Origin of the sequence: Thioclava kandeliae, from assembly GCF_040297545.1 — a bacterium.
In the GTDB taxonomy this organism is placed as follows: domain Bacteria; phylum Pseudomonadota; class Alphaproteobacteria; order Rhodobacterales; family Rhodobacteraceae; genus Thioclava; species Thioclava kandeliae.
In genome coordinates this window covers 57,779-76,837 of record NZ_JAYWLC010000012.1, presented here as the reverse complement: position 1 = coordinate 76,837, position 19,059 = coordinate 57,779, and the positions used below count along the sequence as shown (strand labels likewise).

Sequence of the window (19,059 nt, the reverse complement as noted above, 5' to 3'; positions counted from 1 at the left end):
GCGCGTAGATGGAAAAGACACCGCAGACCGAACCGCGCCAGAGCTGGACCTTCTCCAAGGAGGTCAATTCCGAGATCCGCCGTGCCGCGGCGACCGGTATCTATGATATCCGCGGGGGCGGCGCAAAACGCCGTGTGCCGCATTTCGACGACCTGTTGTTCCTCGGCGCGTCAATGTCGCGCTACCCGCTGGAAGGTTATCGCGAGAAATGCGACACCTCGGTGACTCTGGGCACACGTTTTGCCAAGAAGCCGATTGAGCTCAAGATCCCGATCACCATTGCGGGCATGTCTTTTGGCGCGCTGTCGGGCCATGCGAAAGAGGCTCTGGGGCGCGGGGCCAGCCTCGCGGGCACCTCGACCACCACCGGCGATGGCGGCATGACCGAGGAAGAACGCGGCCATTCCGAGAAGCTCGTCTATCAATATCTGCCCTCGCGTTACGGGATGAACCCCGATGACCTGCGCCGCGCCGATGCGATTGAAATCGTGGTGGGGCAGGGCGCCAAACCGGGCGGTGGCGGGATGCTGCTGGGTCAGAAGATCACCGAACGGGTTGCGGGGATGCGCGATCTGCCGGTGGGGATCGACCAGCGTTCGGCCTGCCGTCACCCCGACTGGACCGGCCCCGATGATCTGGAGATCAAGATCTTGGAGCTGCGCGAGATCACCAATTGGGAGAAGCCGATCTATATCAAGGTGGGGGGTGCGCGCCCCTATTACGACACGGCGCTTGCGGTGAAAGCCGGTGCCGATGTGGTGGTGCTTGATGGCATGCAGGGCGGCACGGCCGCCACGCAGGATGTGTTCATTGAAAACGTTGGCCAGCCGACGCTGGCCTGTATCCGCCCCGCCGTGCAGGCGCTGCAGGATCTCGGCATGCACCGCGAGGTGCAGCTGGTGGTCTCGGGCGGTATCCGCTCGGGGGCTGATGTGGCAAAGGCCTTGGCCCTTGGCGCGGATGCGGTGGCGATCGGGACGGCCGCGCTGATCGCGCTTGGCGATAACGACCCGCGCTGGGAGGCCGAATATAACGCGCTCGGCACCACGGCGGGCGCCTATGACGACTGGCATGAGGGCCGCGACCCTGCGGGCATCACCACGCAGGACCCCGAGCTGATGAAGCGGCTCGATCCGGTCGCGGCGGGGCGGCGTCTGCGCAACTACCTCAACGTGATGACGCTCGAATGCCAGACCATCGCGCGGGCCTGTGGCCATAACCATGTCCATAATCTCGAGCCCGAGGATCTGTGCGCGCTGACGATGGAAGCGGCCGCGATGGCGCAGGTGCCGCTGGCGGGCACCAACTGGTGGCCGGGCAAGGGCGGCTTCTGAGCCAGCCGGAAGACAGGGCGAGGGCGGCAAACGCCCCGCCCCATGCAACAGGGATAAGAGGTGTTCAGATGGCAGGATTGGCCGCGTTTGCCCGCGAGAAGGGCGTCAAATATTTCATGGTCTCCTATACGGATCTCTTCGGGGGCCAGCGCGCGAAGCTGGTGCCCGCGCAGGCGATCACCGATATGGAAGAAGACGGCGCGGGATTTGCGGGTTTTGCCACATGGCTCGATCTGACGCCTGCCCATCCCGATATGCTGGCGGTCCCCGATAGCGCCTGCGCGATCCAGCTGCCATGGAAGCCCGAGGTGGCTTGGGTTCCGGCCAATTGCGTGATGGAAGGCGAGCCGGTGGATCAGGCACCGCGCAATGTGCTCAAGAAACTGGTCGATGAGGCGGCGGCCGAGGGGCTGCGGGTAAAGACCGGTATCGAGGCCGAGTTCTTCCTGCTGACGCCTGAGGGCGATCAGATCTCGGACCCCTATGATACCGCGGCCAAACCCTGCTACGACCAGCAGGCCGTGATGCGGCGCTATGATATCATTGCCGAAATCAGCGATTATATGCTGGAGCTCGGCTGGGGTGCCTATCAGAACGACCATGAGGATGCCAATGGCCAGTTCGAGATGAACTGGGGCTTTGATGATGCGATGGTCACCGCCGACCGCCACAGCTTCTTCAAGTTCATGGTGAAGTCGATCGCCGAGAAACACGGTATGCGCGCCACCTTCATGCCCAAACCCATCGAGGGGCTGACGGGCAATGGCTGCCACGCGCATATCTCGGTCTGGGATCTGGAGGGCAAGGTCAATGCCTTTGCCGATAAGTCCAAAGAGCTGGGCCTCTCGGATCAGGGCCGCACCTTCCTGGGCGGCATCATGAAGCACGCGGAAGCCTTGGCCGCGATCACCAACCCTACGGTCAATAGCTATAAGCGGATCAATGCGCCACGCACGACCTCTGGTGCGACATGGGCGCCCAATACGGTCACTTGGACCGGCAATAACCGCACCCATATGGTCCGCGTTCCCGGTCCGGGCCGGTTCGAGCTGCGCCTGCCCGATGGGGCGGTGAACCCCTATCTGTTGCAGGCGGTGATCATCGCGGCGGGGCTTTCGGGCATCCGCTCCAAGGCCGATCCGGGGCCGCGCCATGACATCGACATGTATGCCGAAGGCTACAAGGTGAAGGATGCGCCGCGCCTGCCGCTGAACCTGCTCGATGCGTTGCGCAATTTTGACGCCGATGAGGGGCTGAAAGCCGCGATGGGGTCGGAGTTCTCGGCCTCCTATATCAAGATGAAGATGCAGGAATGGACGTCCTTCGTGTCGCATTTCTCGCAATGGGAAAAGGACAATACGCTCGATATCTGAGCGCGGAATTACCCCTCCTGATGCCCGGCGCTCACTCTCGTGACGTCGGGCTTTTTTTGTCGCGCAGGCTGCGCGGCGCATGACCATAGGCCTCGCGGAAGCGGTCGGTAAAATGCGACTGCGTGGCGAAACCCGTCAGATGCGCGATTTCCGAGAGCGGCAGCCGCGTGTTCACGATCAGCTCGCGTGCCTTCTCCAGACGGATCTGGCGATAGACCTCCATCATTGTCCGGTCCATGGCCGATTTGAACTGCCGCTGCACCTGCCTGAGCGAGGCACCTGCAAGGCTTGCCAACTGGCTCTGGTCGAGCGGATCGGCGATATGGCTTTCCATCAGCTCGATACAGGCGGTCACCACAGGCGGCATCACCCCGTATCGCGCCTCGATCGAGGCGATTTGCGGGGCCTCGGGCCCGCGCACCTCGGTCTGCATGAACCAGTCCGCGATCCGCCGTGCGAAGCCCGTGCCGAAATCACGTGTAATCAGCGCATACATCATATCCAGAGGCGCTGTGCCGCCTGCGCAGGTATAGCGGTTGCGGTCGATCACAAAGAGCCGCCGTTCCAGCAGCCAGTCGCCGCCCATCGCCTCGATATCCTCATAATGATGCCAATGGACGGTAAAACGCCGCCCTTCCAGCAACCCCGCCCGTGCAAGGACCAGCGCCCCGCCCGAGATGCCGCCCAAGGCCACGCCCTTCCGGTCGGCCTCACGCAGCCATGCCATCAGGGCAGGGTCGCTCACGCGGGCCGGATCGCCGCCCGCCACCACGAAGACCAGATCGAACTCGGGCGGGGTCGTGCGGAAGGGGCGTGCCGGAAATTCCGACCCGATCGAGGAGACCGCACGCTCCTGGCCCGCGAGAATCGTGATCTCGTAGCTGCCCGGGCGGAACTGGTTGGCCGCGCGCAATGGCTCGAGGGCCGAGGCCGTGGACATTAGCGCATAGCCGTCCAGAAGCAGAAAGGCGATATGTTGCATAGGCTTGCCCGATTAATCCTAATGGCATTTTTACGATAGTATATGGCGTATATAAAGAAGTTTATTCATCTGATCCCGCATAGCCTGAGCCAGATAAAGGAGCGCAGGTCATGAAGTTTTCAGGGTTCAGGGTGCTGAAAGAGGCGCTGACGGGGCATAAGGGATGGGGGCCTTTGTGGCGCGATCCCGAGCCCAAACCGGCCTATGATGTGATCATCGTCGGCGGCGGTGGTCATGGTCTCTCGACGGCCTTTTATCTCTCGAAAAACTTCGGCCATCTGAAGATCGCGGTTTTGGAAAAGGGCTGGCTCGGCTCGGGCAATATCGGGAGGAACACCACGATTATCCGCTCGAACTACCTCTTGCCCGGAAACCAGCCCTTCTACGAGCTGTCGATGAAGTTGTGGGAAAACCTCGAGCAGGAGACCAATTTCAACTCGATGGTCAGCCAGCGCGGGATCTACAACCTGTTCCATAGCGACGGACAGCGTGATGCCTATCGTCGGCGCGGCAATGCGATGATGCTCTCGGAGGCTGGCGCGAAACTGGTGGATGCGGCCGATCTGCGGGGCATGCTCCCCTATCTCAATTTCGACAATGCCCGCTTCCCGATCAAGGGGGCGCTGATCCAGCCCCGCGCGGGCACGGCGCGCCATGATGGCGTGGTCTGGGGCTATGCGCGCGGCGCCGACCAGCGTGGCGTCGATATCATCCAGAATTGCGAGGTCACGGGTTTCCGTATCAATAATGGCCGTGTCGAGGGGGTCGAGACCTCGCGCGGCTTTATCGGGGCGAAGAAGGTCGGTGTGGCGGTGGCCGGATCCACGAGCCGTGTTATGGAAAAGGCGGGGATGCGCCTGCCGATCGAGAGCCATGTGCTGCAGGCCTTTGTATCCGAAGGGCTGAAACCGCTGATCGACAATGTGATCACCTTTGGCGCGGGGCATTTCTATATCAGCCAGTCCGATAAGGGCGGGCTGGTCTTTGGCGGCGATATCGACGGCTATAATTCCTATGCACAGCGCGGTAATCTTCCGGTGGTCGAGGATGTGCTCGAAGGCGGCATGGCCTTGATGCCGATGATCGGGCGCGCGCGGCTGTTGCGCAATTGGGGCGGCATCATGGATATGTCGATGGATGGCTCGCCCATCATCGACGAGACGCCGGTCTCGGGGCTCTACCTGAATGCGGGCTGGTGCTATGGCGGGTTCAAGGCGACGCCGGCCTCGGGCTTCTGCTTTGCCCATCTTCTGGCCACGGGGCAAAGCCACGAGGTCACCGCGAAGATGCGGCTCGACCGCTTCGCACGTGGCTATGTCATTGATGAAAAGGGCGTTGGTGCCCAACCGAACCTGCACTGAGGCCCAGATCATGCTGATACCCCATCCTCTTCTTGGCCTGCGGGACGCGCAGGAGTTTACTTATCTGGGCGATGTCTCCCTGATGGCGCGGCCTGCGCCTGATGCGGGCGAGGCGGCCTTTGCCGAGTATGTTTTCCTGCGCGACAATCCGGCAGGTGTGCATCGCGAGCTCTGGTATCACGAGCAGGGCGACCGCTCGTGGCTGATCGTCACCCGCAACACGCTGACCCACGAGATCTTGGGCGCCGAGCTTGCAATGAACGCGGAGGGCGCGAAATGAGCCGTTTGTCTGGCGGTCTGGTGGACCGCAATGCGCCGCTGAATTTCCGCTTTGACGGGGCCGATTATTCGGGGTTTCAGGGCGATACGCTGGCCTCGGCGCTTCTGGCCAATGGTGTGCAGCTTATGGGGCGCTCGTTCAAATATCACCGCCCGCGCGGTGTGGTGGCGGCAGGTTCGGAGGAACCCAATGCGCTGGTGACCCTGCGCACCGGCGCCTATGCCGAGCCCAATACCCGCGCCACCGTGGCAGAGCTTTATGATGGGCTGGAAGCGTCCTCGCAGAATTATGCAGGCGCGCTCGAGCGCGACTGGCTGGCGGTGAATGATCTCCTGTCGCCCTTCTTTGCGGCGGGGTTCTACTACAAGACCTTCATGTGGCCGCGCGCCTTCTGGGAGAAACTCTACGAGCCGATGATCCGCAAGGCGGCGGGGCTCGGGGCGCTGTCGGGCCTGCCCGACCCTGATGCCTATGATCGCGGATACCTGCATTGCGACCTCCTGGTGGTCGGTGGTGGTGCAGCGGGCCTGATGGCGGCGCTGACCGCGGGCCGTGCGGGGGCCAAGGTCATTCTGGCCGATGAGGATTTCGCTTTGGGCGGGCGGCTTCTGGCCGAAAGCCATACGCTGGATGACGCGCCCGCGACCGATTGGCTGCGCGCCACCGAGGCCGAGTTGCGCGCGATGCCCAATGTGCGGGTGATGACGCGGATGACGGTGTTCGGCACCTATGATCACGGCGTTTACGGCGCGGTCGAACGCGTGTCGGACCATCTGGCGGAGGCGGGCGGGAAAGTCCGCCAGACGCTCTGGCGGATCACCGCGCGGCGCACCGTGCTGGCCGCAGGTGCTACCGAGCGGCATATTCCCTTTGCCGATAATGACCGTCCGGGCATCATGCTGGCGGGCGCGATGCGCGCCTATGCCAACCGTTGGGCGGTGGCGCCCGTGCGGCAGGCGGGCGACGGGATCGCGATCTTCACAAATAATGACGATGGTCACCGGACGGCGCTCGATCTTCTGGCCAGAGGTGCCAAGGTGGCGGGCGTGGTGGATGTGCGCACCGATGCCAAGGCTCTGGGTGACTATCGCCTTTATGCCGGATCGGTGGTGACGGGCAGCAAGGGGCGGCTCGGGCTCCAGAAGATCGAGATCCGCTCGGGGCATAAGGCCGAGTGGCTCGATTGCGGCGCTTTGGGCGTGTCGGGCGGCTGGAACCCCAATGTGCATCTGGCCTCGCATCATCGCGGGCGTCCGGTCTGGAACGAGGATCTGCTGGCCTTCGTGCCGGGTGAGGGCGGGCCTGCGGGGCTGATCCCCGCAGGGGCCTGCAATAGCGAGGGCTCGACCGCGCAGGCGATGGCGTCTGGCGCGCGGGCGGCGGCGCGCGCGCTCCGCGATCTCGGGATCGCGGCTTCTGTGCCCGATCTGCCCAAGGCCGAGGATATACCGCTGGAGCAGGCGGCCTTCTGGCATGTGCCGGGCAAAAAACGGGCCTGGGTCGATTTCCAGAATGATGTGACGGTGAAGGACATCGCGCTGGCCCATAAGGAGAATATGCGCCCCGTCGAGCATCTCAAACGTTGGACGACGCTTGGCATGGCCACCGATCAGGGCAAGACGGCCAATGTCTCGGCGCTGGCGGTCATGGCTGAACTTACCGGCAAACCGATCCCAGAGACCGGCACCACCATCTTCCGCCCGCCCTATACCGGCGTGTCTCTGGGGGTGCTCGGCGGAGGCGATACGGGGCCGCATTTCCGCCCGACGCGGCTGACGCCCACGCATGAATGGGCCAAGGCGCGCGGGGCGAAATTTGTCGAGGTCGGGCAATGGATGCGCGCGCAATATTTCCCGCAAGGCGCGGAGACAAACTGGCGCGAGAGTGTGGACCGTGAAGTGCTGGCCGTGCGTGCGGGCGTTGGGCTATGCGACGTGACCACGCTCGGCAAGGTCGATGTGCAGGGTGCGGACGCGGGCGAGTTTTTGAACCGGATCTATGCCAATATGATGGGCACGCTGCCGGTGGGCCGTGTGCGATACGGGATCATGTTGCGCGAGGATGGCCATATCTATGATGACGGCACCTGCGCGCGGCTGGCCGAAGACCATTATGTTGTCACCACCACCACCGCCAATGCGGGGCTGTGCTACCGGCAGATGGAATTCGCGCGGCAATGTCTGTGGCCCGATCTGGATGTGCAACTGATCTCCACCACCGAGGCTTGGGCGCAGATTGCCGTGGCGGGGCCGAAATCGCGTGAGCTTCTGTCGCGGATCGTCGACGGGTTCGACCTGTCGAACGAGGCGTTTCCCTTCATGGCCTGTGCAGAGCTGACCATTTGCGGCGGCCTGCGGGCGCGGCTCTTCCGGATCTCTTTCTCGGGCGAGCTGGCCTATGAGATCGCGGTGCCGGCACGTTTCGGCCATGCGCTGATGGAGCGGTTGATGGAGACGGGCGCCGATCTTGGTGTAACGCCTTACGGGACAGAAACACTGGCTGTGCTGCGGATCGAGAAGGGTCATGCCGCGGGAGCGGAGCTGAACGGCCAGACCACGGCGCAGATGCTGGGTCTGGGCAGGATGGTCTCCGCTAAAAAGGACTCGATCGGAGCGGTGATGTCGCGCCGCGAGGGACTGGCGGCTGACAGGCGCCGGCTTGTGGGGCTGCAACCGCTGGATCCGGCAGAACGGATCATGGCGGGGTCGCATCTGTTTACCCGTGGGGACCGGCGCGACATGGAGACCGATCAGGGCTGGGTGACCTCGGCCTGCTATTCGCCCCATATCGGGAGCCATATCGCGCTTGGCTTTGTGGAAAACGGCGAGACGCGGATGGGCGAGGTGATTGTCGCCTATAACCCGCTGGAAAATCAGGGCTGTGATTGCCGCATCGTCCCTGCCCATTTCGTTGATCCTGAGGGGGAGCGCCTCCGTGACTAAGACTGTAACCAATCTGATTGCACTGACCGCTTTGGGTGGCGATGCGCCGAGATCCGAAACTCTGGGGGCGCTGACCCTGACCGAACGCCCCGATATCGCATTGGCCTCGCTGGCTGTGCGGCGCGGGCAGAGCCTGAGCGAGCTGGCGGGGCTGGCCTTGCCCGAACCCGGTCAACTCGCGCAAGGCGCGGGGCTGACCGCCTTCTGGGCGGGGCAGGGGCAATGGATGATCGAGGCCGAGGCGCGTGCCGAGGAGGACGTCGCCGCATGGGTCAAAGCGCAGGCCCCGGGCGCCTCGGTCACCGAGCAGACCGATGGCTGGGTGGCGTTCGACATAACGGGGGCGGGCCTCGATGCGCTGCTCGAGCGGCTGGTCAACCTGCCCGATACCGCCAAAGCCACCGGCATGGCAACCCGCACCGGCCTGCACCATATGTCGGTCTTTCTGTTGCGGCTTGCGCCCGATCACTGCCGGATCTGGGGTATGCGCTCCTATGCCGGCAGTCTCTGGCATACGCTTCTTGAGGCCGCTGCGCGCCTTGGCTGATGTTTTAGGGTAGTGTCCCTGCCTCTTCTCTTCCTGCGGCCGATCGGTCATACCTGATCGGGCGAAAGATTTCTGGATATAGTCATGACCAAATATTGCCTGACCGTCACCTGCCCCACCAAGCGCGGGATTGTCGCTGCCATTTCCGGTTTTCTGGCCGATAAAGGGTGTAATATCACCGATAGCGCCCAGTTCGACGATCTGGAGACGGGCAATTTCTTCATGCGGGTGAGCTTTGCCTCGGAGACCGGCAATGACGTCGAAAGCCTGCGCGCCGAGTTTGACCCTGTTGCGGCTGGCTTCGACATGAATTTTGCTTTCCATGACGAGGCGGCCAAGATGAAGGTCGTCATCATGGTCTCGCGCTTCGGGCATTGCCTGAACGATCTGCTCTATCGCGCCCGTATCGGGGCGCTGCCGGTGGAGATCGTGGCCGTGATCTCGAACCATATGGATTACCAGAAGGTCGTGGTGAACCACGATATTCCCTTCCATTGCATCAAGGTGACCAAAGAAAACAAGCCCGAGGCCGAGGCCCGCATCATGCAGGTGGTCGAGGAGGCAGGCGCCGAGCTGATCGTTCTGGCACGCTACATGCAGATCCTCTCGGACGAGATGTGCCAGAAGATGTCGGGGCGGATCATCAATATCCACCATTCCTTCCTGCCGTCGTTCAAGGGCGCGAACCCCTATAAGCAGGCCTTTGCCCGCGGGGTGAAGCTGATCGGGGCGACCTCGCATTATGTGACCGCCGATCTCGATGAAGGGCCGATCATCGAGCAGGACACGGTGCGCGTGACCCACGCGCAATCGCCCGAGGATTATGTCTCGCTGGGGCGCGATGTGGAAAGCGCGGTTCTGGCGCGGGCGATCCATGCCCATGCCCATCGCAGGGTCTTCATCAACGGCTCGAAAACGGTGGTCTTCCCCGCCTCTCCGGGCTCGTTCTCCTCCGAGCGTATGGGCTGAGCGGTAAGAGCTTCCTCCTAGATATAGTGGTGTGCATCTTCCATGGCCGTCCCCCGGGGCGGCCATCGGGCATTTGAGGCGTGATGTTGACGTAGGGGACAGGCGAGCGGATCCGTGCTAGGCTTGTGCTCTGGGCGACCGGTCCTGTGGACGAATCCGCGCCCGCGATTCGAGTGGCAGAACCCCCGTCTTTCGTCCAGCCCAACAATTATTTTTTTCGGTCTTTGCTTCCGGCGGTCTTCTTTGTAGCCAGAGCTCCAACGATTCAGGCGGTTGCGCGCTGTCGGGGATGCGGGGTCTTCCGCCCCTAAGGAAGCGCGGGGAATGGCTAAAAACCTCTGGACTTCAGACGCAATTCAGCTACTATATATAGCGCATCAGATGGAACCGGATACCATATCCGCTCCGTGTAGAGGTTCGGAAGTTGAGTCGGACCCTCCGTAGGGTAAGTTGCTTTTCAGGTCCTGGGGGACTGTTGTGGCGCTAGACGGAGAATAGAGCGGGCCTTATGGGCGCCTCCTGCGGATCTGATGAGTGATAATGTCCACGGGCGGTATGTCCGGGGGGAGTTTGGCAGAAATGCGATCCACCTTCCGAATGTCCGCCCCTTTGCTTCGGGGTCGAGAGCCTATGTCTATTACGGTTTATTCCAAACCTGCCTGCGTCCAATGCACTGCCACCATTCGCGCGCTCAATGCCCGCGGGATCGAGCATGATGTGATCGACCTGACGCTGGATGCGGAGGCGATGGAAAAAGTGACCGGCCTTGGCTACCGTCAGGCCCCAGTTGTGGTGACCGACGCTGATCATTGGGCAGGTTTCCGTCCGGATCGTATCGCGACCCTCGTCGCCTGATCGCAAGCCGATGACCGGACTGGCCTATTTTTCCTCGGCCACCGGAAACACGCATCGCTTCGTCACACGGCTCGGTCTGCCTGCTATACGCATCGGGGGCACCGAAGATCGCTCGGCCAGTTTGGCCGAGCTGCCTTTTGTGCTGATATGCCCGTCTTATAGCGATGGCGAGGGCCGGGGAGCGGTTCCCAAACCCGTGATCCATGCTTTGAACAACCCCGAGATACGCAAGAATATCAGGGGTGTGATCGGCACTGGAAACACCAATTTCGGGATCTACTATGGCTATGCGGGCAAAGTGATCGCCGAGAAATGCAAGATCCCGCTGCTCTACCGGTTCGAGTTGAGCGGCACCGACCTAGATATTGCCCGCGTCAGAGACGGGCTCGAGAAATTCTGGAGAGCACAATGCTTGACAAAGCAGACGCCGTAAAAGGGCTCGATCACCACGCGCTGAACGCGCTGTTGAACCTTTACGATGCGGATGGGAAAATCCGTTTCGAGGCAGACCGTCAGGCCGCGCGCGCCTATTTCCTCAACCATGTGAACCAGAACACCGTGTTCTTCCATTCGCTGGACGAGAAGCTCGATTACCTCGTTGACGAGGGCTATTACGATGCCGCCGTGCTGGAGCTCTATGATCGCGACTTCTGCCGCCAGATCTGGGATGCCGCCTATAAGAAGAAGTTCCGCTTCCCGACCTTCCTTGGCGCATTCAAATATTACACCGCCTATACGCTGAAGACCCGCGACGGCCAGCGCTACCTCGAGCGTTACGAGGACCGTGTGGTGATGGTCGCGCTAGCGCTGGCGCGCGGTGACCGCAAGATGGCGCTGTCGCTGACCGAAGAGATGCTGGCGGGCCGCTTCCAGCCGGCAACGCCGACCTTCCTCAACGCGGGCAAGAAGAGCCGCGGCGAGCTGGTGTCCTGCTTCCTGCTGCGCCTCGAAGACAACATGGAATCGATCGGCCGGTCGATCAATTCGGCGCTGCAGCTGTCGAAGCGCGGCGGTGGTGTGGCCTTGATGCTCACCAACCTGCGCGAAGCGGGCGCGCCGATCAAGGGCATCGAGAACCAGTCCTCGGGCGTCATTCCGGTGATGAAACTGCTCGAAGACAGCTTCTCCTATGCCAATCAGTTGGGCGCGCGTCAGGGGGCAGGGGCCGTTTACCTCAACGCCCACCACCCGGACATCCTGAAATTCCTCGACACCAAGCGCGAGAATGCCGACGAGAAGATCCGCATCAAGACGCTGTCGCTGGGCGTGGTGATCCCCGATATCACCTTCGAGCTGGCCAAGCGCGATGCCGAGATGTATCTCTTCTCGCCGCATGATATCCAGAAAGTCTATGGCTGCGCCTTCTCCGAGATCTCGGTTACCGAGAAATATGACGAGCTGGTGGCCGATGCCCGTATCCGCAAGACCAAGATGCGTGCACGCCGCTTCTTCGAGATTCTCGCCGAGATCCAGTTCGAATCCGGCTATCCCTATCTGATGTTCGAAGACACGGTGAACCGCGCCAACCCGATCGACGGGCGCATCACCATGTCGAACCTCTGCTCCGAGATCCTGCAGGTGGCCGAGCCCTCGACTTTCCACGAGGATCTGAGCTACGACCATATGGGCACCGATATCTCGTGCAACCTCGGCTCGCTCAACATCGCGCGCGCGATGGATGGCGGCGATCTGGGCGCGACCGTCGAGGCCGCGATCCGCGCGCTGACGGCTGTGTCGGAAATGTCGGCGATTGATGCAGTGCCCTCGATCCGCAAGGGCAATGACCAGAGCCACGCCATCGGTCTGGGCCAGATGAACCTGCACGGGTTCCTCGCGCGCGAGCGCATCCATTACGGCTCGGAAGAGGGGATCGATTTCACCTCGGCCTATTTCGCGGCTGTGGCCTATCACGCACTGCGGGCCTCGAACCTGATCGCCCGCGAGAAGGGCGAGAGCTTCGTGAATTTCGAGAAGTCGGATTATGCCAATGGCAGCTTCTTCGAGAAATATGTGACCCGTGACTGGCTGCCGGAAACCGAGACCGTCACGGCGCTCTTCGAGAAATTCGGCATCACCCTGCCGACCCGCGCCGATTGGGCCGAGCTGCGTGAGGCGGTGATGGCACATGGGCTCTATAACCGTAACCTGCAGGCCGTGCCGCCGACCGGTTCGATCAGCTATATCAACAATGCGACCGCCTCGATCCACCCGATCACCGCGCGCATCGAGATCCGCAAAGAAGGCAAGATCGGCCGCGTCTACTATCCGGCGCCCTATATGTCGAATGACAACCTTGAATATTACAAGGATGCCTACGAGATCGGTCCCGAAAAGCTGATCGACACCTATGCGGCGGCCACCGAGCATGTCGATCAGGGCCTGTCGCTCACGCTGTTCTTCCCCGATAGCGCGACGACCCGCGATATCAACCGTGCACAGATCCGTGCATGGAAATCTGGGATCAAGACCATCTACTACATCCGGCTCCGCCAAGCCGTGCTCGAAGGCACGGAAGTGCAGGGCTGCGTCTCCTGCAGCCTGTAACTGTCGGGAAAGGAAAGAGTTTCATGCTTGACCAAATGAAAAAAGCGCCGCTCAAGGCGGTGAACTGGAACCGGCTTCAGGATGATAAGGATCTTGAGGTCTGGAACCGTCTGACGTCGAATTTCTGGCTGCCGGAAAAGGTGCCGCTGTCCAATGACGTGCCCTCCTGGGCCAATCTGACGCAACATGAGCGCCAGCTGACAATCCGTGTGTTCACGGGTCTGACGCTTCTGGATACCGTCCAGAACACCGTCGGTGCGCCGACGCTGATGGAAGATGCGGTCACGCCCCATGAAGAGGCGGTTCTGTCGAATATCGCCTTCATGGAAGCCGTGCATGCGCGGAGCTATTCCTCGATCTTCTCGACGCTGTGCATGACCGCAGAGGTGGACGAGGCCTTCCGCTGGGCTGAGGAAAACCCGCATCTGCAGCGCAAGGCAAACCTGATCCTCAAGGAATACAAGGCCGAGGATCCGTTGCGCAAGAAAGTGGCCTCGGTCTTCCTCGAGAGCTTCCTGTTCTATTCGGGCTTCTATCTGCCGATGTGGTGGTCGAGCCGCGCCAAGCTGACCAACACCGCCGATATGATCCGCCTGATCATCCGCGACGAGGCGGTGCATGGTTATTACATCGGCTACAAGTTCCAGCGCGCTCTGGAGAAGGTCTCCGAAGAGGAACGTGCGGCCGTCAAGGATTTCGCCTTCGCGCTGATGTTCGACCTCTACGAGGTGGAAACGCAGTATACGGCGGAGCTTTATGACGATATCGGCCTGACCGAGGATGTCCGCCACTTCCTGCATTACAACGCCAATAAGGCGCTGATGAATCTGGGATACGAGCCGCTCTTCCCGCCGGAAGCCTGTGAGGTGAACCCCGCGATCATGGCGGCCCTCTCGCCCGATAGCGAGAACCACGACTTCTTCTCGGGCTCCGGTTCAAGCTATGTCATCGGCAAGGCCGTGGCCACCGAAGACGAAGACTGGGATTTCTGATCCTCGCGCCTCGCTCCACCAGAGCGGGGCGTTTTTATAGACCCCGCGTAAAACAAAGCCCCTGACGACCTGTCGGGGGCTGATGCGTTTGAAGGTAGGGGAGGGGTGATCCCGACCAGGGCCCGAGCCAGAGGCGCAATCGCCATATGCCGGGGCCGGTCGTATCATCTGCCCGATCCGGAGGCCGGATCGTGGCGATCAGATCGCGCCGAAGCGCTGGAATTGACGGTATTTTGCCGTCGCCGCATAAGCATAGGAACGGATCCGGTCCGCCATTCCCTTGCGGGTAGATACGGGGGCCACGAAGGTATCCGCCAAGGTCCAGTCATGACCGGCTGCGGCGTTTTCGGGTTTGATCCGCACATAATACTGGCCGTTTTCGACGGTCAGGTGGAAAGGTTGGCCATCAAGCTCGCCTGTGGCGTGATGGTTCGTCAGTTCAGTCAGTTTAAGTCCCATTCGGGTATCCTTTATTCTTGTGAGACACGGGGCATTGTGTCAGTCAGGTGCGCCCCTGGGTTGCGTTCATCATGTGAACTTCACGGAGTATGCGCCGGGAATCTTTCCAACTCGGAAACAGATCCATGACATTTCCATGAAATTTCCAGCCCGATCGGCACAGGGCCGACCTGCATATCAGGCAAAAACCGGATATGCGGCACCACCTACAGGAGCAGCTGTAGCGTGGTAGGTCACTTCTGACCGGAAATCGTAACGCCGTTCGGTGGGCGTGATCGGGGATATCCCCGATGGATCGAGAGCAGCCATAGGCTTCCCACGATCCTCTCTAGCATCTGGTATTCTTGATCCTTAAGTCAAGATTTATCTCCGAAATATTCACGATTATCCTGCTCACGGCAAAATTTTGAAAAATCCCGAAACCCAAGCGGAGGCAGACGCGTTGACCGGGTATACCCGCGGGTCGCGGGAAGTTTTCTTATATTATAAGAGGTTGTAGCATGACAGATGATGTGTTTCTGGGGCTTGAACATGTGGCGCTGACCGTTCCCGATATTACCGAAGCCGAGGTGTTTTTCGAGAAGGCCTTTGGCGCGACAATCCTGTTCCGTGCCAAAACCAAAGACGAGGATCCGATTACCGGTCCTGAAATGAACCCGATCAACGATCTGGCGATGGAAAGTGCCGTGAAGGCGATCACCATGATTCGGATTGGATCCGGTCCGAATATCGAGCTGTTCGAGGTAGAGAATACCGGCCGTAAGGACCAGCCTCGCTTCGAGGATCAGGGCTATCATCATATCTGCATCTATTGCCGTGACATGCAGGAGGCGATTGCCAAATTGAAGGCCGCTGGTGCCGAGATCCTGAAAGGCCCGATTGACGGGGGAGGGCCGGAAGAGGGGCCCGGAAACCAGTCCCAATTCTGCAAAACGCCTTGGGGATTGATCATCGAGTTCAATCACATGCCGTCGCCGATGCACTACGCGAAAGAAGCGACGCAGACCCGCTATTTCCCGGACTAAAAAAGAAAGATATCAATGCTCCCTTTCCAATCACAGGAAAGGGAGCATGTCGTGATTTCTTAAGGCAAACGTCACAAAACCTTTTCATTGGCTCATTAACTCCTCGCTCATCAAGTGAAACGAGGAACGCCAAAATGACGAAGCTGCCTCCGCATAAGATGCCCGCCGATGAGTGGGATGAGCTGCATTTTCCCCGCCCCGAAGAGAACGAATTCGACCGTGTGGTCGAGCGCGCCATCTCGCGCCGTGGCTTCCTGAGTGGCCTCGTGGCCTTCGGTTCCGGCGCGGTTGCAATGGGCACCGGCCTTCTGAACTCGACCTCGGCGCAGGCCCAGGCCGCCTCGCGTTTCCCCTTCACCCCGATCGACGCACAGACCGATATGACGGTGCATGTGCCCGAGGGCTGGAACTGGAAAACCATGGTCAGCTGGGGCGACCCGCTCTTCGATAATGTGGCCGATTTCGATGCCACCAACGGTGTGACCGCGGCGGATTCGGACAAGGTCTTCGGCGAGAATACCGACGGGATGGAGACGTTCCAGATCGGATCGCACGAGATCATCGCGATCAACAATGAATATGTGAATTCCGAGATCAACCTTCCCCATACTCCCGATGGCGTTCCGCAATCAGCCGAGGATGTGCGCACGCTCCAGAACTTCCAGGGCGTGACGGTGATGGAGATCGCCGAGGGCGAGAACGGTTATGCGCCGGTGAAGAACTCGCGCTTTAACCGCCGCCTGCACCATAATGCGGAGATGGCGATCTCGGGTCCGGCCGCAGGCCATGCGCTGATGCAGACCTCGGCAGACAGCACCGGCACCAAGGTATTGGGCACGATGGGCAATTGCGGCGCGGGCAAGACTCCGTGGGGCACTTATCTGACCTGCGAGGAAAACTTCAACGGCTATTTCGGCGGCACGGCGACCGGTATCTCCGATACGGTCAAGGCGGGGTATGACCGCTATGGTCTGGGCGACGAGAGCCAGTATGGCTACGAGAAATTCGATCCGCGCTTCGATCTGGGCCAGAACCCCAACGAGCCGCACCGCTTCGGCTGGGTGGTCGAGATCGACCCGACCAACCCCGAGAGCACGCCGGTCAAACGCACCGCTCTGGGCCGTTTCAAACACGAGAATGCCGAAGTCACGCTGGCGCCCGACGGGCGTGTGGTGGTCTATCTGGGCGATGACGAGCGCGGCGAGTTCCTCTACCGCTATGTCTCGACCAACCCCTATGTCGCGGGTCAGCCGACGGACGGTCTTCTGGATGACGGCATCCTTTATGTGGCCAAGTTCCACGATGACCAGACCGGCGAGTGGCTCGCCATGACCCCCGAGACCACCGGCATGGAGATGGCAGAGATGCTGATCTTCGCCCGTCAGGCGGCCTCGAAACTGGGCGCGACCACGATGGACCGCCCCGAATGGATTGCCGTAAACCCCTATGCGGTCGAGGCCTATTGCTGCCTGACCAATAACAAGAACCGCGGCGTGAAGCCGAATGCCGGTGGCGATGACACCGCCGTCAACGGTCCGAACCCGCGCAATGCCAATAATTACGGCCAGATCGTGCGCTGGTATCCGAGCGACGACAACCATGCCGGAGAGACGTTCAAATGGGATCTCTTCGTGATGGCGGGCAATCCGGAGGTGCATTCGGATGCCTATGCAGGCTCGAAGAATGTCACCGGTGGCAATATGTTCAACTCGCCCGATGGCATGACCTTCGATAGCGCGGGCCTGTTGTGGATCCAGACCGATGGCGAGGATAGCAACGAGGGCGATTATGCCGGTATGGGCAATAACCAGCAGCTCGCGGGCGACCCGACCACCGGCGAGATCGCGCGCTTCCTGACCGGCCCTAATGGCTGCGAGATCACCGGCCTTTGCTGGTCGGCGGACCGCCGCACCATGTTCGTGGGCATCCAGCACCCGGGCGGGAGCTGGCCTGCCGAGAGCGGTCTGCCGCGCTCGAGCGTGATCGCGGTGAAACGCGATGACGGTCAGCTGGTCGGCTGAGCCACCCGCTCAATACCGAACCCTCCGGCCTGCGCCGGAGGGTTTTTCCATGGCCGATCAGGCCGCCAGAACGGGGCGCAGCGCAAGTGCGGGGGCACCGCCAATGATATCGAGCAGGCGGTCGATATTGGGGTGCGAGCCGCGATGGGATTTCGCCTCCTCGCCATGTTCGGCAAACACAGCCACCGCATGTGCCGCCGCCTTGGCATCCAGCGCCTCGAAGGTGCCTGCGATATAGTTGTAGACGGCCAGAGAGCCTTTCCGGCCCGCTTCGTTCTCGATCGTGTCCACCACCGTGCCGGTAGCATCGAGCAGCTCGATCCGTGCGAGTGCGTCGATCGGCGGCAGCTGTTGCAGATTGTCTTTGAAGGAGGCGCTTGGCTGGATCATGGGGTCATCCTTTCGGGTTGGTTTGCGCGGGCTTAGCAGGTTGGCGCGCGCGCGCCTAGAGACCCGAAAGCAAGATCACACCCGCCACCAGAATAGCGCAGCCCGCAAGCCGCCCCGCGCCCACCGGCTCCTTCAGGAGCACCATGCCCAGAAGTGCGCCCACCATCATCGAGCTTTCGCGCAACGGCGCCACATGGCTGAGCGGCGCGCCCTGCGAGATGGCGGTCAGCACCAGAATATAGGCCAGCGGAGAAAATAGCCCGATCAGGGCGGCGCGCCCCCAATGCCCCTGCATACTCGCCCGCATATGGTCGGGGTGGCGCAGCACGGCCGGTGCCAGAAGCCCCACCCGCATCAGGTTACACACCCAGTCGAGCATCACGGGCGCAATGCCCAATAGCTTCACGGCAGAGGCATCGGTCACGGTATAACAGGCGATCAGACTTCCGGTCGCCAGCCCCCAGAGGAGACCGGTCTTGCCGCCGGGTCTCGTGAAGACCGCGAGACGGCCTTGGGTGGCGATCAGGAAGATCCCCGCGACCACACAGAGCATTCCCGCGACCCCTCCTGCCGTAGGTTGCTCCCCTAGCAGCAAGAACGCCCCGAGCACCGACAGGAGCGGGCCTGTGCCGCGCGCCACCGGATAGACGACCGAGAGATCGGCCTTCGCATAGCCCTGTTGCAGGCAGAGATTATAGCCCAGATGGATAACGCCGCTTGCGACCATCACGGCAAGCCCCAAGGCGCTCCATGTGAAGGTGCCATCGGCCATGACCCAGAACACCCATGGCGCATAGAAAAGGCAGGCAAAGCCCGAGTAGACAAACACGAAAACCGGCCCGACTTTGGCGCTTCGTTTGGCAATCAGGTTCCAGCTGGCATGGAGGAGGGCGGCGCAAAGCACCATCAGGACGGAAGATACAGTCATAGAGACCCCCTTTGAGCGCCCCGGAACGGGACGTTGGTTGATCTCGACGTCTCCTCC

17 protein-coding genes are annotated in these 19,059 nt (G+C 61.3%); 13 read left to right on the top strand and 4 right to left on the bottom strand.

All coding sequences use genetic code 11. The features are described from left to right. Positions 1–8: 8 nt before the first annotated feature. Complete coding sequence (locus VSX56_RS14010) at positions 9–1,334, top strand: FMN-binding glutamate synthase family protein (protein ID WP_339115318.1); 1,326 nt, start codon at positions 9–11, stop codon at positions 1,332–1,334. Between the two features lie 68 nt (positions 1,335–1,402). Then, positions 1,403–2,707 (top strand): type III glutamate--ammonia ligase, encoded by a 1,305-nt coding sequence (gene glnT, locus VSX56_RS14005; protein WP_350937975.1) that lies wholly within the window; start codon positions 1,403–1,405, stop codon positions 2,705–2,707. Positions 2,708–2,738: 31 nt separating this feature from the next. Here the strand turns inward: glnT and VSX56_RS14000 are convergent, their stop codons facing one another. After that, on the bottom strand, positions 2,739–3,689 hold the full coding sequence (locus VSX56_RS14000; protein ID WP_350937973.1) for a GlxA family transcriptional regulator: 951 nt from the start codon (positions 3,687–3,689) through the stop codon (positions 2,739–2,741). A gap of 110 nt (positions 3,690–3,799) precedes the next feature. Here VSX56_RS14000 and VSX56_RS13995 point away from each other — a divergent pair, with 110 nt between their 5' ends. The 9 genes from VSX56_RS13995 to nrdF all read left to right on the top strand — a co-directional run bounded on the left by VSX56_RS13995 (position 3,800) and on the right by nrdF (position 14,179). Beyond that, entirely contained in the window at positions 3,800–5,050 is a 1,251-nt protein-coding gene (locus VSX56_RS13995) for a sarcosine oxidase subunit beta family protein (protein ID WP_339115315.1), read from the top strand. A 10-nt stretch (positions 5,051–5,060) separates the two neighbouring features. Next, entirely contained in the window at positions 5,061–5,330 is a 270-nt protein-coding gene (locus VSX56_RS13990; protein WP_350937971.1) for a sarcosine oxidase subunit delta, read from the top strand. Then, on the top strand, positions 5,327–8,272 hold the full coding sequence (locus VSX56_RS13985; RefSeq protein ID WP_350937969.1) for a sarcosine oxidase subunit alpha family protein: 2,946 nt from the start codon (positions 5,327–5,329) through the stop codon (positions 8,270–8,272). The genes VSX56_RS13990 and VSX56_RS13985 overlap by 4 nt, the downstream gene beginning before the upstream one ends. Continuing rightward, positions 8,265–8,819, top strand: a complete 555-nt coding sequence (locus tag VSX56_RS13980) for a sarcosine oxidase subunit gamma (protein WP_350937967.1) — start codon at positions 8,265–8,267, stop codon at positions 8,817–8,819. Before VSX56_RS13985 ends, VSX56_RS13980 begins: the two co-directional genes overlap by 8 nt. An 84-nt stretch (positions 8,820–8,903) precedes the next feature. Further along, positions 8,904–9,788 (top strand): formyltetrahydrofolate deformylase, encoded by an 885-nt coding sequence (purU, locus tag VSX56_RS13975; protein WP_350937965.1) that lies wholly within the window; start codon positions 8,904–8,906, stop codon positions 9,786–9,788. A gap of 630 nt (positions 9,789–10,418) precedes the next feature. Then, on the top strand, positions 10,419–10,643 hold the full coding sequence (nrdH, locus tag VSX56_RS13970; protein WP_349295193.1) for a glutaredoxin-like protein NrdH: 225 nt from the start codon (positions 10,419–10,421) through the stop codon (positions 10,641–10,643). A 10-nt stretch (positions 10,644–10,653) separates the two neighbouring features. Continuing rightward, the gene (gene nrdI / locus VSX56_RS13965; protein WP_339115309.1) at positions 10,654–11,076 is read left to right on the top strand and encodes a class Ib ribonucleoside-diphosphate reductase assembly flavoprotein NrdI; all 423 of its coding nucleotides are present in this window, start codon (positions 10,654–10,656) and stop codon (positions 11,074–11,076) included. Continuing rightward, entirely contained in the window at positions 11,052–13,187 is a 2,136-nt protein-coding gene (gene nrdE / locus VSX56_RS13960) for a class 1b ribonucleoside-diphosphate reductase subunit alpha (protein ID WP_349295192.1), read from the top strand. Before nrdI ends, nrdE begins: the two co-directional genes overlap by 25 nt. 23 nt (positions 13,188–13,210) lie before the next feature. After that, the gene (gene nrdF, locus VSX56_RS13955; protein WP_349295191.1) at positions 13,211–14,179 is read left to right on the top strand and encodes a class 1b ribonucleoside-diphosphate reductase subunit beta; all 969 of its coding nucleotides are present in this window, start codon (positions 13,211–13,213) and stop codon (positions 14,177–14,179) included. 198 nt (positions 14,180–14,377) lie between these two features. Here nrdF and VSX56_RS13950 read toward each other — a convergent pair whose 3' ends face one another. Then, positions 14,378–14,638, bottom strand: a complete 261-nt coding sequence (locus VSX56_RS13950) for a hypothetical protein (protein WP_339115306.1) — start codon at positions 14,636–14,638, stop codon at positions 14,378–14,380. 500 nt (positions 14,639–15,138) lie between these two features. On the opposite strand from VSX56_RS13950, the gene VSX56_RS13945 reads away from it, so the two are divergent. Together VSX56_RS13945 and VSX56_RS13940 are read left to right on the top strand one after the other, a co-directional pair. After that, a complete protein-coding gene (locus tag VSX56_RS13945) occupies positions 15,139–15,663 on the top strand; it encodes a VOC family protein (RefSeq protein WP_339115305.1) in 525 nt (174 codons plus the stop codon). Between the two features lie 134 nt (positions 15,664–15,797). Further along, positions 15,798–17,684: a PhoX family protein gene (locus VSX56_RS13940; RefSeq protein WP_350937960.1), complete on the top strand. Its 1,887-nt coding sequence runs from the start codon at positions 15,798–15,800 to the stop codon at positions 17,682–17,684. A 57-nt stretch (positions 17,685–17,741) separates the two neighbouring features. Here VSX56_RS13940 and VSX56_RS13935 read toward each other — a convergent pair whose 3' ends face one another. Further along, a complete protein-coding gene (locus VSX56_RS13935; protein ID WP_339115303.1) occupies positions 17,742–18,074 on the bottom strand; it encodes a DUF2322 family protein in 333 nt (110 codons plus the stop codon). A 55-nt stretch (positions 18,075–18,129) separates the two neighbouring features. Next, positions 18,130–19,002: a DMT family transporter gene (locus VSX56_RS13930; protein WP_350937957.1), complete on the bottom strand. Its 873-nt coding sequence runs from the start codon at positions 19,000–19,002 to the stop codon at positions 18,130–18,132. Positions 19,003–19,059: the final 57 nt, after the last annotated feature.

Coding starts and splice junctions, on each gene's coding strand:
- VSX56_RS14010 (WP_339115318.1), top strand. CDS start 9: ATGGAAAAGACACCGCAGACCGAACCGCGCCAGAGCTGGACCTTCTCC.
- glnT (WP_350937975.1), top strand. CDS start 1,403: ATGGCAGGATTGGCCGCGTTTGCCCGCGAGAAGGGCGTCAAATATTTC.
- VSX56_RS14000 (WP_350937973.1), bottom strand. CDS start 3,689: ATGCAACATATCGCCTTTCTGCTTCTGGACGGCTATGCGCTAATGTCC.
- VSX56_RS13995 (WP_339115315.1), top strand. CDS start 3,800: ATGAAGTTTTCAGGGTTCAGGGTGCTGAAAGAGGCGCTGACGGGGCAT.
- VSX56_RS13990 (WP_350937971.1), top strand. CDS start 5,061: ATGCTGATACCCCATCCTCTTCTTGGCCTGCGGGACGCGCAGGAGTTT.
- VSX56_RS13985 (WP_350937969.1), top strand. CDS start 5,327: ATGAGCCGTTTGTCTGGCGGTCTGGTGGACCGCAATGCGCCGCTGAAT.
- purU (WP_350937965.1), top strand. CDS start 8,904: ATGACCAAATATTGCCTGACCGTCACCTGCCCCACCAAGCGCGGGATT.
- nrdH (WP_349295193.1), top strand. CDS start 10,419: ATGTCTATTACGGTTTATTCCAAACCTGCCTGCGTCCAATGCACTGCC.
- nrdI (WP_339115309.1), top strand. CDS start 10,654: ATGACCGGACTGGCCTATTTTTCCTCGGCCACCGGAAACACGCATCGC.
- nrdE (WP_349295192.1), top strand. CDS start 11,052: ATGCTTGACAAAGCAGACGCCGTAAAAGGGCTCGATCACCACGCGCTG.
- nrdF (WP_349295191.1), top strand. CDS start 13,211: ATGCTTGACCAAATGAAAAAAGCGCCGCTCAAGGCGGTGAACTGGAAC.
- VSX56_RS13950 (WP_339115306.1), bottom strand. CDS start 14,638: ATGGGACTTAAACTGACTGAACTGACGAACCATCACGCCACAGGCGAG.
- VSX56_RS13945 (WP_339115305.1), top strand. CDS start 15,139: ATGACAGATGATGTGTTTCTGGGGCTTGAACATGTGGCGCTGACCGTT.
- VSX56_RS13940 (WP_350937960.1), top strand. CDS start 15,798: ATGACGAAGCTGCCTCCGCATAAGATGCCCGCCGATGAGTGGGATGAG.
- VSX56_RS13935 (WP_339115303.1), bottom strand. CDS start 18,074: ATGATCCAGCCAAGCGCCTCCTTCAAAGACAATCTGCAACAGCTGCCG.
- VSX56_RS13930 (WP_350937957.1), bottom strand. CDS start 19,002: ATGACTGTATCTTCCGTCCTGATGGTGCTTTGCGCCGCCCTCCTCCAT.